This is a genomic window from Paraburkholderia sp. Ac-20342 (assembly GCF_017104985.1).
In the GTDB taxonomy this organism is placed as follows: Bacteria; Pseudomonadota; Gammaproteobacteria; order Burkholderiales; family Burkholderiaceae; genus Paraburkholderia.
In genome coordinates this window covers 53,119-68,438 of sequence record NZ_JAAGPQ010000003.1, presented here as the reverse complement: position 1 = coordinate 68,438, position 15,320 = coordinate 53,119, and the positions used below count along the sequence as shown (strand labels likewise).

Here is a 15,320-nt window from a genome sequence, read left to right as displayed (position 1 = left end):
TCTACGCTTGCAGGATGTCATCGAGAATCTGCGTGGACAGTTCGGCGATGGTCGGGCCGCGCACGAGAAAGAGCGCGCGGAACCGGTATCCGGTGCAGCGTTCGAGCACGAGTGCGATCTCGGTCGCCATCAGCGAATCGACGCCGAGATCGGTGAGGTTGCTGAGCGCATCGACGCGGCTCGCGGGCAGCTTGAGCACGCCGCAAATTCGCTCCGCGACTTCGGCGTAGACCTTCTGCCAGCGCTCTTCCGATGCAGCCGTCGCGACGTTCTGGCGGAACGGCGCAGCGGGATGACTATTATCGGCCGATACCGACAGCATTTCCGACAGGCGCCGCGCCGGTGGTCCCGCGAGGCGTTCCTGCCAGCGTTGCCAGTCGATGTCGAACGCGCCGAACTGGCCCCAGTGCTCCTGCAGCGCGCTTTCGAGAACCGCGAGTGCCTGCGCCGACGCCATGCCGCGCAAGCCGAGCAGGTCGAGGTGGCCGGCGAGCGACGCATCGCGCGCGACCATACCGACATCGCCGATGACACCCCAGCCGATGCTCGTGCCCGCTTGACCCTGCGCGCGCCGGTGCAGCGCGAGTCCGTCGAGGAATGCATTGGCCGCCGCATAGTTGAGCTGGCCCGCATTGCCGAGCGCCGCGCTCACCGACGAATAGCAGACGAAGAAATCGAGCTTCGACTGCGCGAGCGCGCAATGCAGGTTCCATGCGCCGACCGCCTTGGCCTGCATCACACGTTCGACCGCCGCGGCCTGCAACGTGGCGATGCCGGCATCTTCGGCGAGTCCGGCGGAATGGATCACCCCGCGTATCGGCGGCATATTCCGTTCGATCTTCGCAATCGCCTGTTGCACGGCGGCCGCATCCGCGATGTCGAGTTGCTCGCTCCGCACCTGTACCTGTTCATCGCGCAGCGAATCGAGCACACGTTGTGCCTCTTCCGTGCGCGGACCGCTGCGGCTCAATACCGCGATATGGCGCGCACCGTTCATCGCGAGCCATTTGACGGTTTCGAGACCGAGGCCGGTGAAGCCGCCCGTCACGAGATAGCAGGCTTGTTCATGCGCGAGTGGGCGCGGCAGGCACGTTTCCAGTTCGACGACCTGATCCCGCAAATCGATGCTGACGTTGCCGCTGTGCGTGTCTTTGGCCAGCATCTGCCAGGCCTCGTCGACGTGTGAGAGAAGAAATGCCGAGGTCGGCAGCGGCTTGAACGTCGTGTCGTCGAGCAGCGGTGTCAGCGTATCGAGCGCGCGGCGTAATGTGTCGGCCTGCTCGCGGCGGACGCGTTCGGGATCGAGCGGCACATAGACGAAGCCGCGTTCGAAGACTTCCGGCGGCACGCTTGCACGCTGCCGCGCGCTGGATGCTTTTGCGATGTCGACAAACCTGCCGCGCGAGGCGAGCAGTCCGAAGCATCGATCGCGCAGATTGCCCGATGCGCGGTTCAGCACCACGTCGACTCCGGCGTTCGAGGTCCATGCGCTGACTTCATCGACGAAGCGCAGCGAGCGGCCATCGGAAACATGGGCGATACCGAAATCGCGCAGCAGGTCGCATTGTTCCGCCGTGCCCGCGGTCGTGAACACGGTCGCGCCTTTCCAGCGCGCCAGTTGCGCCGCGGCGATTCCGAAGCCGCTTTCGGCGCGCTGAATCAGCACCGACTCGCCGTGACGCAACTGCGCGACGTCGAAGAGCGCGTGCCACGCGAGCGCCCAGTCGAGCCGGGTCGCGGCGGGATGCGCGGCAACCGCCGGTCGGCATGGGACTGCATACGCATGAGGCACTGTGACGTGCGATACGAGAGACGAGGTGGGCGCAAGCACTGCGACGCGGTCGCCAACTTGCAGGCCGCCGGCCTCGCGGCCCGCCGTCACGACGATGCCGCTCGCGCGGCCGTCGAGTTCGCCGGTATCGGAGACGTCGATTGCATAGTCCTGCAACGCAATCTCGACTTCGCCGTCGCGTGGCGCGCAGCGCGCGATCTCATGGAAGACGATGCTCGCGTTCGGAGCCGGCGCGACAGCCTGCATCGCGTAGCCGGTGGCCGGCGTGGAGCGCGCCGGTTCGCGGCGCGGTTCGCGCCAGGGCACGATGCGCGCGACGTAGCGTTCGCCGTCGCGGAACGCCACTTCGGTTTCGTCGCTGCCGCTCACGAGTTCGCCGAGCAGCGTTCCGGCCGCGCTCAGCGGCTGCGCGCTGTTCAGATCGATCATGAGCACGCGCGACTGCGGCCGCTCAAGCGTCAGAACGCGGCCGACGCCGAGCAGCGCGTGCTGGCCCGGTGCGTCGTGAAGTTCGTCGCGCACGACATGCTGGGTGCGCAGCGTGGCGATACTGAGCGCGAGATCGTCGGTGGGACGGGCGCGCTCGAATTCCTGCACGATATGCAGCAGGTCGATCGTATCGACGATGCCGGTCGCGATGCGCGATTCGCTTGCCGACATGTTGGTGGCGGCGTCGAGTCCCCATAGATAGATTGCCGCGTCGAGCTTACGGTCGGCGAGTGCGGCCATCAGGCGCGCCATGTCGTCGCGCGACTCGCGCGCCACCTCATAGCTGGCGTCGCCGGTCTGACGGAAACCCTCGCCCGGTGTCACCGTGATGCAGGCGATGCGTTGTTCGTGCGCCCGTGCGGCCAGTTCGTCGCCCATTCCGCCGGCATCGTTGAATATGAGCCATTGTTGCGTGAGAAATGCCTTGCCGGTTTTGGCGGTCTGCTTGCGCCAGTCGGTCTTGTACAGAAGTGCATCGCGTGACGATTCCGCCTCGGCCACGACTTTTACGGCTCGGGCGCGCACGCCGAAGAGTTCGACCGCCACCTGACCGTGCGCATCGTAGAGAACCAGATCGCCGGAGACTTCGTCGGCTTCTCCGCTGGGCTCGCGCGTCAGCCGCGCATGGCAGATCGCCATCGTGCCCGGCTTGTGCTGGAAGCGAACCTGATCGATCGAAACGGGCAGGTAGATCGAGCGATCCGTCGGCGCGTCCGCCGTTTTCAGCGCGAGCAGGGTTTGCAGTGCGCCGTCGAGCAGCACGGGATGCACGTAGTAGTCGATGGCATCGGCCGCATGCTCGACGGGAATCTCGATGCTGGCTTGCGCTTCGTCGCGGCCGGGATTCGTGCGGACCGTTTGCAGGCAGCGAAACGCGGGGCCGTATTGCAGACCGAGACCGGCAAAGGTGCGATAGAACGAGTCGAGATCGACCGGCAGCGAGCAGCGGGCCGCCAGCGCGGCATGGTCGAGCGCGGCACTGCGCGCCGGCGCGGGTATTGCCGAGAGCCGTCCCGATGCGCCGAGCGACCACGGCGATGCGGCGTCGCGCGCACGGCTGTGAATCGTGAAGCGCGAGCCTTCGTCGTCGAGTTGCAGCCGCACGATGGGCGTATGCGCGAGGCTCAGCGAGCGATGAATCGTCAATGCGTCGATGGCAATGGGCTCGCCCTTCGAACGCTTGGCGACGAGCGCCATTTCGATGAAGGCGGCGGCCGGCAGAATCGCTTCGCCCTGAACCTGGTGGTCCTGCATATAGGGGTACAGATGCGCGGCCAGTTCGCCGTCCCATGCCGCGTGCGGTTCGTCCAGCCGCTGCGCGAGCAGGGGATGCACCTTGTTGCTGCCGAGCCGGTCCGCGCGCGAGAGTTCGGTCTCGCTCCAGAGCACGTCGCGATCCCACGGATAGTTGGGCAACGCCACGCGCTGTCCCGCCGGATAATGCGCGCGCCAGTCGATTGCGGCGCCACGGCAATAGAGTTGCGCGACGCAGCCGAGCAGCGTGTCGCGGCTGTCCTGATCGCGCCGCTGCAACGGCACGCTGATACCTTCGGCGCCGGCATGCCGGAGACACGCATTGATCGCGACAGCAAGAACCGGATGCGGACCGACTTCGACGAACGTGTCGTAGCCGTCGGCAATCATCGTGGCGAGCGCGTCGGCGAGGCGCACCGGCTGACGCGCGTTTTGCCACCAGTACGCAGTGGTTTGAGCCGCCGTGTCGAGCAGCGTGCCGCTCACGGTCGAATACGCGGGCAAGCTCGGGACATGCGCGACGAGCGACGCGAGCGAGGCATTGAATTCGGCCTCGAACGGATCGATGTGATGGCTGTGATACGCGACTTCGACCTTGAGAATGCGGCTGAAAATATGCTCGACCGTCAGTACTTCGTTAAGCTGAACGATGGCGTCCGCATCGCCCGCGACCGTGACCGACGTGGGACTGTTCACCGCCGCGATCGTCGCGCGGCCCTCGACGCTTTTGAGGAACGGCGCGATCTCGTGCGCGCCGAGGTCGACCGCCAGCATCTTGCCGAGCCCGGCCGTGCGCTGCATGAGCCGGCTGCGATGATAGGTCAGCAGCAGTACATCGGCGAGGCTGAGTGCGCCGCTCGCATAAGCCGCCGCGATTTCGCCGACGCTATGGCCGACCACGGCCTCGGGGTGCAGGCCATAGCTGCGCGCGACTTCCGTGAGCATCAACTGCAAGACGAGGTTGCCGATTTGCGCATGCTCGGGCGCCGTCATCGGCTCGCCGCTCGCGTGCGTGAACAGTTCGCCGAGCGACCAGCCGGCGAGCGGCTGCCAGATTGCGTCACAACGTTCGAACAGGCTGCGCGCGACGGGCTCTTGTTTGAGCAATTCGACGCCCATGCCATAGAACTGCGGGCCCATGCCCGTGAAGACGAAAGCGACCTTGCGTTGCGTGTGTGCCGTATAGGGGCCGCTGACGGTCAGCGAATCCACGGCCTGTTTGTCGGCGAGCAGGCGCAACTGCTGCGCGAGCCTGTCCGGCGAATCCGCAACGATGCCGACGCGGTGCGGGTATTGCGTCCGATGGCGCGCGACGGTGTAGCCGATGTCGTTGAGCGTCATGGCGGGATTACCGTCGAGCAGATCGGCGAACTGACGGGCTCGTGCGATGAGCGCGGATTCGCTCGCGGCCGATAGCGGAAACACGGCGGGGCGAGTCCGTTCTTCCGGCACGGCGCACGGGCGCTGCGGCGCTTCGAAGAGAATCGCGTGCGCGTTGGTGCCGCCGTAGCCGAAGCCGTTGATCGCGGCACCGGCCGGCCCATCGTGCGCGGGCCACGGTTCCGGCGTGACCGGAACGTGCAGGCGCAGCGCAGCGAAGTCGATGTCGGGGTTCGGTGTGCTGAAGTGCAGGTTCGGCGGGATCACCCGATGTTCGAGCGCGAGCACGGTCTTGATGACGCCGGCCATGCCGGCCGCTGCTTCGAGGTGGCCGATATGGGTCTTGGCCGAGCCGATGCGCAGCGCGTCGTGACCGTTGCGTTGTGTCGCAATGCTCGCGCCGATCGAGCCGCTTTCGGCGCGATCGCCGGCGCGCGTGCCGGTGCCGTGCGCCTCGACGTATTGAATCGCATCGGGACTCACGCCCGCGCTTGCCTGCACCTGGCGGATCAATGCGCTTTGCGCCGCGGCGTTGGGCGTCGTGATGCCTTCGGTGCGGCCGTCCTGATTGATGCCGGTTCCGGCGATCACCGCGCGGATCGGATCGCCATCGCGCAACGCTGCATGCAAGGGCTTCAGGATCAGCAGGCCGGCGCCTTCGCCGCGGCCGTAGCCGTCGCCGCTTGCATCGAACGCCTTGCTGAGGCCGTCCGGCGCGAGAAAGCCGCCCTTGCACATCGCGACCATATACTCGGGCCGCAGCATCACGTTGACGCCACCGCACAGCGCCATTTCGCATTCGCCCGCGAGCAGCGCGCTGCAAGCGACGTGCAATGCGACGAGCGACGACGAACACGCGGTGTCGATCGACATGCTGGGACCGCGCAGATCGAACGTATACGAGAGGCGATTCGACAGCATCACCATCGTCGAGCCGATCGCCGTGTGGGTCGTGATCGTGTCGCGGTTGTAGGTGTTGAGCAGATGCGTCTGGTTGTCGAGCATGAAGCCGCCGACATAGACGCCGGTCTGCGAGCCGCGCAGCCGGTCGAGCGGAATGCCGCCGTCGTCGAGTGCTTCGGCCGCGACTTCGAGCAGCAGACGCTGCTGCGGGTCGAGCAGCATCGCCTCGCGCGGCGAGATGCCGAAGAAGGCCGCGTCGAAGCGGTCGAGCGGTTGCTGCAGGAACGCCGCGCGCCGTACATAGGCGCGTCCCGGCACGTTCGGGTCCGGGTTGAAAAAGCGTTCGAGGCTCCAGCGCCCGGCGGGCACTTCGCCAACCGCGCTCGTGCTTTCCAGCAGCATGCGCCAGTAGGCGTCGGGCGAGATGGCGGGCCCCGGAAACCGGCAGCCTATGCCGACGATCGCGATGCGCGCATCGCGCGCGGAAACGGATTCATCTGGCCGCAACGCGTCGGCGCTACGCCAGTCTTCGAGGCGACGGTTCATCAGATATTCCAGTTAACTTTAACGGGGCCTTGCGGCGTGGTCGTATCGTTCAGCCAGCTTTGCAGCGTGGCGTCGGTCTGGCTCATGATGACCGGCGCGTACGCGGGCCAATGCTGGCTGTCGAAGCGCAGGATGGTGCGCCATAACTGCAGCGATGCGTTGTTGGTCACGGTATCGGGCGAATGCTTGCCGCCGTGCTGAACATCGGTTCTCATGTCGATGAAGCTCTGATACAGGTACACCTGCAAATCGGCACCGGCATTCAGCGTGTTCTGCGTGAAGAGGTTCTGCGTTTCGTTGGTCGACGGCGTGCTCGACGCGGCCTGTGCGAGAGACCAGAGTCCGGCGCGAATGTCCTGCAGGTCCTGAGCGGCGATGCCGACGTAATACCCGACGATCTGGTTGATGACCGAGTTCCAGTCACCCGACATGTTCGGCGTCACTTCGTCCTTGAGTTGCGCGGAAAATAGCGGGCATTGCAGGAGTTGACCGACGTAGGCGAGAAAGCCGTTGAGATTGCCGGCCGCCGCGGGACTCGACGGGTTGAAACCCGAGGCGCGTTGCGCGAGGCTCATCGCCATCGCGCAGCCGGTCGCGGGGCTGGCCGCGAGACTGGCTTGCAGTTGTTGCGGCTGGCCCGACGCGCGGGCGCGCGCAACCGCCTGGTCGGCGTTCAATACCTGCTGTGCGTTCGGCCCGACCAGCTTGCCGTTCGACACCACCGGCTGTCCGTTCGCAGTCGCCACCAGCGACTCGATGTGAGGCAGGGTGGCCAACACGCTGCTGGACACCACGGCGATTTTGCGGGCGACGTCGCGAACCGTATCGGGCGCATGAGGGTGGGCGTTGCGAGCGACCCATTGTTCGAACGCGGCGATACCGGTATTGATCTCAGCCATCAGTTTTCACCTTCACGACGAGGGCGTGGAAAACAGCGCGAACATTCGATGAGGATCGCGCTGGCGCGGCAGGGCAATGCGCGAGATTCCGTCATGACACTGAACGGAACCTCACGTACGCGCGCTGCCGCGCGCCTTGATGCAATCCGGCCGGATGAAGCAAAACGGCTGCTGTCAGGCACTCATCCGGCCAGCTCGACCCGCGCGGTTAGCCGTTGAGCGCCGGGATCGGCTGCGTGCCGGCCGTGCTGGTCGCGTTGCTGTTGAGCCAATCGTCGATGCTCGACGTGTACTTGGCTGCAACCGCTGCTGCATATTGCGGCCACAGCTTGCTCTGGAACTCGAGGCGCAGGCGTGTCACGTCGTAGGAACTCTGCTTCGTGTCGTAGCCCTTACCTTTTTTCTCGTAGAAGCTGACGGTACTGTTGTACAGGTAGAAGCTGATGACGCCGTCGACGTTCATCGCGTTCTGCACGAACACGTTTTCGGTCTCGGTCGTTTCCATCGTGCTCGAAGCAGCCTGCGCCAACTGCTTGAGGCCGGACACGATCGAGTTCTTGTCTTCGTTGGCGATGCCTGTGAACGTGTCGGCGATCGCGTCGATCAGCGTGTTCCAGTCCGAGGTCTGCTTCGTGATGGTCAGCCGGTCCGACATTTTCAGCACGAACAGCGGGCAGCTGCCGATCCGGCGCAGATATTCCTGATAGGCGGCGGCTGATGCCGAGTCGTTGGTCAGCGTTTGCGGCTGATAGCCGGCCGCGTTGCGCGCCATTTCCGAGAGCGTCATTGCGCCGCCGACGAGGTCCTGGTTCCATAGGTCGAGGAAGCCGGGATCGCTCGGACCCTTCGCCTTGAGAAGCGCTTGCGCCTGTTTGTCCGTGGCGATGGCGGCCGATGCGCCCGCACCCGTCAGCGTCGCTTGTGACGGCGCCTTTTCGGTGGAGCCATTTGCCGCTGCGACCATGCGCAGCGTGTCCTTGACTTCAGGCGTATGAATGCCATTCGGGCCCGTGAACAATACCGGGTCGTGCAGGGTCAACCACGATAAGACTTTGTCCGTCATGATTCTCTTCTCCAAAGAGTCTTGCGCTGAATGGAACTCGGGCCATGCTTTCATTCCATAAGGTATGCGAAGTAAATGACCCATTCGAAAATCCATGCTGATCGAGCTACGTCTACTACGCCTTTCTCCCACTGTTCAGGGAAAAATCTGTCTATTGCATAGAGGTGCGTACAGCCAGCCGACGGCCTGGCTAGCCATTGGCGCAACGGTTATGTGCAGATAAATCCAGTCGAATCGTTCTGTCGTGCGTCGATCGGCAAACGCCGGATCGGCTACGCGCGAGCTGTCATCAGCCGGTCAAAAAAATCCGGTAAGGAAATGGCAAGTTGATCTGCCATCCTGACTATAGGGAGTGGATTGCGTTGCGCTGGTCTGTGGTCAAAGTGATCCCCCGTATGTCGGCCTCGCATGCGCATCAAGTATTCGATTGAACTTGTTTAACACGATGCGAGTGCGTGAATCATAGTCAGAATAAAGAGACAGTCAAGAGATCGATGTGATGGCGCGTCGGCTGGGGATTTGGTTATGCAGGGTAGATTCGAGACGTGCACCGGCCGGTGCGGTGCATCGGCCTGATGCTTACGGGTTACTGTTTGAAATGTTTCCAGGCATGCCGAAACTTGTCGAAGTTCTTTCGCGAGAACGATCCTCGACGTTCGGTTCATGGGACGATATGGATGCGCTGCCACAGGACGGATTTCATCGCGCCACTCAGTCAGTAAGCACACCATCGTTTGTGAACGTCGGATGCCGAGTGGTATGAGCGACGGGACTCGCCGCGTGCGTCATCGTGCGCGAGATAGTTCGCGCAGATCGGGGCGTGGAGAGAGGGGGAAAATAAGTGGCCACGGGCGGCCGGACGTTACGCCGGCTGCTATGTGCGCAGCACTGTGTCGGGCGATTTTCCGACCGTACGCTGGCGAGTGGTGCGCACCTTCACACCTGGGGCACGCCTGGGTCACACCAGGAACACAGGCGCCCGTGGGTTCGATCATTGTGCCTCGATCCGCACGCGCTCACCGTATCCGGACCGAGCGTGCAAATCGAGGCGGCATGGCAGGCGACACAACGTCGTCGCTCGTATCGGCTTCGTGGTTCGACATCGAGCCTCGTTCAGGCTCTTGCAACGGCCAGTTGCTCTTCACCCGCGCGCATCCAGGCCACGATGGCGCCGAGCCCCAGCAGCGCGAGACAGGCGATAGGCACGATCATCGGACCGAACGCTGTTCCCGTGAGCTTGCCGGCGAGCGGCATGAGGTTCTGGCTGAAGAAGCCGCCCAGATTGCCGATCGAATTGATTGCCGCGACGCTCGCGGCTGCGCGGGCACCCGTGAAATAGCGCGGCGGCATCGACCAGAAGCACGGGTAAAGCAGCGGAATGCACGCACCGCCAAGAACCAGCGCAATAAAGCGCAACGGTGTAGTGGGCAGCAGCAGGCTGAGAAGAAAACCGAGCGAGCCGAGTGCGGCGACGATTGCGATCGTGCGCAGGATACTTTTGCCATGACGCAGCCGCTTCGGCAGATACAGCAGCAACAGGACCGCGAGCGCCCACGGCAGCATGCTCAGAAGACCGTTCGTGGTGTTCGACACGCCGAACGATTTCACGATTGTCGGCAGCCAGTAGGTCACGCCATACAGGGACGTCGACATCAGCATGTACGTACCGGCGAACAGCATGACGCGCGGGTCCAGCAGTGCCTTCCACGGTTGCGAGTGCACGGCGTTCGCGGGCTTTTCGCGCTCGAGTGCCGCGGCGACTACCTGCTTTTCCCGCTCGTTCAGGAAGCGCGCTTCGCGATACGACGCGGGCAGGATGCGAAACACAAGAACCCCGACGAGCACGGCAGGCAACCCGGTCGCGATGAATACCCATTGCCAGCCCGCGAGGCCGGCGGCACCGTCGAGGCTCAGAAGCAGGCCGCCCACGAGCGAGCCGAGCATGTTCGCAAGCGCGCTGCCGAGCGTGAAGACACCGAGAACGCGGGCACGGTAGCTTTGCGGAAACCAGAGCGTCAGGTAATAAATGACGCCGGGATAGAAGCCCGCCTCGGCGATGCCGAGCACGAAGCGCAGGCCGTAAAAAACCGGCACGGACGTGGTGAAGCCCATCAACACGGTAATGAGGCCCCACGTCAGCATGATGCGGGCAAGCCAGATACGGGCGCCGTAACGATGCAGCGCCAGCGTGCTAGGTACTTCGAAAATCAGGTAGCCGATAAAAAACAGCGAAGAGGCGAGGCCGAATGCGGCTTCGGTCATGCCGAGGCTATGAACCATCTGCAGCTTCGCGAACCCGACGTTCTGTCTGTCGATAAATGAAATCAGAAACATGACGACGAGGATCGGCAGAAGATGTCGGGACATCTTTGCCATGACCTGCTGTTCCTCCGTATTGCGCTGTTCTGTGACCGGATTGGCGTTCATCGCGTATTCCTCCAGATATTCATGTTGATGAACTGATACGGCATCCTTAAAGGATGTCGCGCGTATCGACGAAAAATCGCGGACAAGCAATCGAATGACTCTCCGCCAGCCGGGGCGCTAGGCCGGGTATTGGCCGAGCTCCGCGACGAACATGTCCTGCCACGCGCGAGGCTTGTTCTTGATCGTGCCCGCCATCGACAGGAATTGGACGTAATCCATCAATTGATCCGGCTGTAGCGAGAAGCGCGTGTGCGGCGTACCGAGCATTTGCACGACATCTTCCTTCGACACCTTCAGGCCCGATGCCGCGACGTAGATCGCGGCGGCAGCGCCGGGGTCCTGACGGATGAGCCGGTTCGCCTCGGCCAGTGCGTCGAGGAAGGCCGATACCATCGCGGGTTCGTCGTCCACCAGGCGCTTCGGCGAAAATACGACGTCCAGCGTCAGCGGCCCCAGCACATCGACCGAGTCCGCGACCTGGTGAATACCGGGCTGACGCAGTTCGAGCGTCGAAAACGGCGGCGACGTGAAGTGCGCGGTAATGCCCTGTTCGTGCTGCAACAGCGCGCGCATTGCTTCGGGATGAGGCAGGTTCACGGTGATGGAATCGAGCCGGGCGAAGTGCTGCGCTCCGAGCAACCTGGCCGCGAGCATCTGCAACACGACTGCGGACAGCGACGTGCGAATTCCCGGCACGGCGATCCGGTCAGCCTGGGTGAAGTCGCCCAATGAGACGATCTGTTGCCGGTTCGTGTTGAGCGACAACGCGGTTGTCGATAGCCCCGATATGCCGATCACTTCCACATTCGGTATGCCGCGTGCACGGGCCCACAACTCGATGAAGCCGGGTGCACCGGCGCTCGCGAAGTCCAGCGTGCCGGCCATCATCGCGTCGTCGACCGAGTTCCCGCCGTCGAGCAGCACCCATTCGACGTTGACGGCCTGCTGACCGTGGCGTGCGGCATTCCGCTCGAAAAGGCGTTGCTTCTCCATCACCAGGAGCGGCAGATAAAGCAGGCCGTAACCCTTCGAGATGCGAACCGTGCGGGGACGCGCAAAAGCGAGCGCTGGCGCAATCGACGCGGCAAGCCCCCCGGCGATGAGCGCACGGCGTCGCAACGACGGCTTCATCGGACTGTCTCCTCCATCGGATTCTTATCTGGTCAGTACAGGTTATCGGCTGAATCTGAGAAAATGCTGACATCGAGCCTTGGGGAAAACCCGTGATCCGACACGGGGCCGAAGGCGTCAATATGAGCCTTCGCGTCATGGAAGGGGCAGTGCGGCCATCGTCGAATACCGGCGCCGCGCTCGAAAAATGGCCATGAATCACGGGAAAACCGGAATCTGAACCTAAGCGCCGGAAAGACAACATGCGCATTCTTGTCGTCGAAGACGATGCGGAGATCGGTGCTGCAATCCGGGGCCGGCTAAGCCGGCTGGGTCACGCGGTCGACCTTGAGATGGACGGGGGCGTCGCAAATAACCTGCTCGCTGTCGAGACCTTCGACCTCGTCGTGCTGGACGTCATGCTGCCGACGCTCGACGGCTTCGCGATTCTGCGCAACCTGCGCGCGGCCGGCAATACAACGCCGCTGCTGCTTCTGACCGCGAGGTCGGCAATCGACGATCGCGTGAGCGGTTTGGCACTCGGGGCCGACGACTACCTCGTCAAGCCATTCGACTACCGCGAATTCGAGGCACGTGTCCAGGCACTGCTGCGTCGCGGCAGCGGCCAGGCGCATGACCTCATCAGGCTCGGCAGTCTCGTGATCGACCGCACCAACCGGCTGGCCGAGTGCGACAGAAAGCCGCTCCCTTTGTCGCGCCAGGAATTCGCACTGCTCGAGATTCTCGCGAGCCGTCCTCAACGCGTGTTTTCCAAGGAAGAGTTGCTGACGCTGCTGTTCAACTTCGATAAGGAGCCGAGTGCGAACGCCGTGGAGCAGTACGTGACCCGTGTGCGCAAGAAGCTCCAGGGCGCGGGCGTCGAGATTCGCACCGTACGCGGCGTGGGATATCAAATTGCGACGCTTTGACCGGTTTGCCGGGACCCTGTTCGGCCGCACGTTGCTCTTCATCGCACTGGTCGTGGCAACGGGCGCGGCGGCCCTCGCCATCATCGCCCGGTTTTATGCGGGCGTCGCGGCCGAGCGCGCCTACGATCAACTGCTCGCCGGCGCGACGATTCAGGTTGCCGAGAACCTTTACGTTCAGGGCGGCGTCCTTGCGCTGAGCCCGCCGGTCGCGGCACTGTCCACGCTGTCCCGCTACGACAGCGTGTACTACAAGGTGATCGATTCGCGCGGCATGGTGGTCGCCGGTTACCCGGACCTCGACAGCGCGGCGAATCTCGCGGCGGCGAAGCAGGGTCCGGTATTCGCGAACGGCTCATACCAGAACAAGCCTGTTCGCATCGCGACGATAGCCCGCTATATGCCGGAAGAACGGACGCCGGGCTGGGCATCGGTCACCGTCGCGCAGACAACCAACGCGCGTCAGCAACTGACGAACGAAATGAGCTTCAAGGTCTGGACACTGATCCTGCTGATGAGCGCGCTCGCCATCGTGGCGAGCGCGCTTGCTATACGGCGCGGTTTGCGGCCCCTCGCGCAGATCGAGAGCATCATCGCCGCGCGGGACCCGGCCGACCTGCGTCCCGTCGCGGTCGAAACGCCGAGCGAGATGCAGGCGATCATCGGCGCGATCAACGGGCTGATCGCGCGCCTGGCGGAGCGGATTACCGCCATGCAGCGGTTTATCGCCGACGCGGCGCACCAGATGCGTACGCCGCTGGCTCGACTCGACGCGCAGATCGAACTGCTCGACAGCGAAACGAATCCCGCGCAGGTTGCCGCGCGCCTCGCGGCATTGCGCAAGACCAGCTCGGATGTCGGCCGGCTCACGGGCCAATTGCTCAATCACGCGATGGTGATTCATCGCAACGAAGTCATTCCCTTTCAGCCCGTGGAACTCGTGAGTCTCGTCAAGGAGGTACTGGGGCGCTCCATTCCTCTGGCCGGCGAGCGCGATGTGAGAGTGTCGTTCGAGAGTGGCTGCAAGCAGATCTGGCTGTCCGCGGACGCGATCAGTCTGCAGGAAGCGATCTCCAACGCGCTGCACAATGCCTTGCTCCACGGGAAGGCCGATACCATCGACGTATCGATAGCCGGCCACGGTGACACGCTCCACGTCACCGTTACCGATAACGGGCCGGGCATTGCGCCGGAGAACTGGGATGCCGCGCTGCGCCCGTTTTCGCGGCTCGGCGAAACGGGGCAGGGAACGCGCGCGGGTTCCGGGCTTGGGCTGGCGATCGTCGACGAGGTGATGAAGGCTCACGGGGGAAGCGTGCATTTCGCGTTGCCCCCGTCTGGTGGATTCTCGGTGGTTCTGGTACTTCCACGGCCACCGGGGGCGGGTAGCGAATAACGGGGGTATTGCAACTCAACTCAGCCAACCCGGTCAGTTCAGCCCGTTCAATCAGTTCACGAGACCACCGCTAGTTTTCCGATCGCATTGCCATCGCATATCCGCTTGCAATCGACCGCGCAACCTCACTCCATCGGCACAAGCCGGCCCGCGTGCGGCCGCGCGCGTTGCAGCAACTCCACGAGCCGCTGCGCGAGCGGCGAGACATAGCCGCCCGTGCGTAACACCGCGCCGACGTTGCGCGCGAGATTCAACTCGGTCTCGTCGACATTCAGAGGCAAGATTCCGCTCTGCGAGTTGGCCGTCGCATTGCCCGCGATGCAGAGCATGCGCGAGCCGCGCACCAGTTCGAGCAGCGCGGGAATCGCGAAGTCCGTTTCGACCCGCAACGCCGGTTCAGGCAATCCCTGGTGGCGAAAAGCGTCGTTCACCTGGCGGCGCAGCGGGATGTTCATGCCCGGCAGCAACCATTCCTCATTCGCCAGATCGTGCAGCCTGAGCCGCGTCTTGCGGTGCAGCGGGTGCGATTCGTCGGCCATCACATGCAGACGATCGCGAAAGAGCGGCAGCGTGTCGAACTCCTTGCTCATGTCCGGCGGCTCGGGCGCGACGGCCATGTCCAGTTCGCCGGCCTTCATCAGCGTGAACAGGTCGTTCGCGAGCCGCCGCCGCAGACGCAGCCGCGCGGCCGGGCGCTCGTTCATCAACTGCCGGCAGGCGCGCAGCACGATCGAGTCGGGCACCGTGGGCGAATAGCCCACGCGCAGAATGCCTTGCTCGCCGGTCTGGATCGCGCGCAGTTCCTTGAGCGCGTCTTCGTATTCGAGCGCGATACGCTGCGCGCGCTCGACGAACACCGCGCCGCCAGGCGTGAGCGCGACGCCGTTCGGGCCGCGATGAAACACCGCCTGGCCCACTTCATTCTCGATGCGCTTGATCGCTTTGGTCAGCGCGGGCTGACTCATGCCGAGTGCTTCCGCGGCCTTGCCGATGCTGCCGCAGCGACGGACTTCCAGCAGATAGTCCAGATCGCGTGTCTCCATGCCATTCCCCTTGGTTATGGGTTTATAGCCACCGCTTCATTGCGGGAATGAGCGATATCTTACACACTGGCTCGACATTCATTGGAGACCTG

The 15,320-nt window shown here is 63.8% G+C and carries 8 protein-coding genes; 2 read left to right on the top strand and 6 right to left on the bottom strand.

The window, feature by feature from the left end; genetic code table 11:
• Nucleotide 1 precedes the first annotated feature (1 nt).
• The 5 genes from G3N58_RS01900 to G3N58_RS01880 all read right to left on the bottom strand — a co-directional run bounded on the left by G3N58_RS01900 (nucleotide 2) and on the right by G3N58_RS01880 (nucleotide 11,884).
• Nucleotides 2-6,364 (bottom strand): type I polyketide synthase, encoded by a 6,363-nt coding sequence (locus tag G3N58_RS01900; protein ID WP_205998355.1) that lies wholly within the window; start codon nucleotides 6,362-6,364, stop codon nucleotides 2-4.
• Complete coding sequence (locus tag G3N58_RS01895) at nucleotides 6,364-7,263, bottom strand: hypothetical protein (protein WP_167037264.1); 900 nt, start codon at nucleotides 7,261-7,263, stop codon at nucleotides 6,364-6,366. Before G3N58_RS01895 ends, G3N58_RS01900 begins: the two co-directional genes overlap by 1 nt.
• 208 nt (nucleotides 7,264-7,471) lie before the next feature.
• Nucleotides 7,472-8,326, bottom strand: coding sequence for a hypothetical protein (locus tag G3N58_RS01890; protein WP_167037261.1), 855 nt, complete (start codon nucleotides 8,324-8,326; stop codon nucleotides 7,472-7,474).
• A gap of 1,113 nt (nucleotides 8,327-9,439) precedes the next feature.
• Nucleotides 9,440-10,843, bottom strand: coding sequence for an MFS transporter (locus G3N58_RS01885; protein WP_345890995.1), 1,404 nt, complete (start codon nucleotides 10,841-10,843; stop codon nucleotides 9,440-9,442).
• Nucleotides 10,844-10,870: 27 nt separating this feature from the next.
• Nucleotides 10,871-11,884, bottom strand: a complete 1,014-nt coding sequence (locus G3N58_RS01880; protein ID WP_167281296.1) for an ABC transporter substrate-binding protein — start codon at nucleotides 11,882-11,884, stop codon at nucleotides 10,871-10,873.
• Between the two features lie 242 nt (nucleotides 11,885-12,126).
• Between G3N58_RS01880 and G3N58_RS01875 the strand changes: the two genes are divergently transcribed.
• Nucleotides 12,127-12,792: a response regulator transcription factor gene (locus G3N58_RS01875; protein WP_205998354.1), complete on the top strand. Its 666-nt coding sequence runs from the start codon at nucleotides 12,127-12,129 to the stop codon at nucleotides 12,790-12,792.
• A complete protein-coding gene (locus tag G3N58_RS01870) occupies nucleotides 12,779-14,185 on the top strand; it encodes a sensor histidine kinase (protein WP_205998353.1) in 1,407 nt (468 codons plus the stop codon). Before G3N58_RS01875 ends, G3N58_RS01870 begins: the two co-directional genes overlap by 14 nt.
• A 125-nt stretch (nucleotides 14,186-14,310) precedes the next feature.
• Here the strand turns inward: G3N58_RS01870 and G3N58_RS01865 are convergent, their stop codons facing one another.
• Complete coding sequence (locus tag G3N58_RS01865) at nucleotides 14,311-15,228, bottom strand: LysR family transcriptional regulator (protein ID WP_167037246.1); 918 nt, start codon at nucleotides 15,226-15,228, stop codon at nucleotides 14,311-14,313.
• Nucleotides 15,229-15,320: the final 92 nt, after the last annotated feature.

What these genes read in the sequence shown, in the direction of transcription:
- G3N58_RS01895 (WP_167037264.1), bottom strand. Translation starts at nt 7,263, where the DNA reads ATGGCTGAGATCAATACCGGTATCGCCGCGTTCGAACAATGGGTCGCT.
- G3N58_RS01900 (WP_205998355.1), bottom strand. Translation starts at nt 6,364, where the DNA reads ATGAACCGTCGCCTCGAAGACTGGCGTAGCGCCGACGCGTTGCGGCCA.
- G3N58_RS01875 (WP_205998354.1), top strand. Translation starts at nt 12,127, where the DNA reads ATGCGCATTCTTGTCGTCGAAGACGATGCGGAGATCGGTGCTGCAATC.
- G3N58_RS01880 (WP_167281296.1), bottom strand. Translation starts at nt 11,884, where the DNA reads ATGAAGCCGTCGTTGCGACGCCGTGCGCTCATCGCCGGGGGGCTTGCC.
- G3N58_RS01865 (WP_167037246.1), bottom strand. Translation starts at nt 15,228, where the DNA reads ATGGAGACACGCGATCTGGACTATCTGCTGGAAGTCCGTCGCTGCGGC.
- G3N58_RS01890 (WP_167037261.1), bottom strand. Translation starts at nt 8,326, where the DNA reads ATGACGGACAAAGTCTTATCGTGGTTGACCCTGCACGACCCGGTATTG.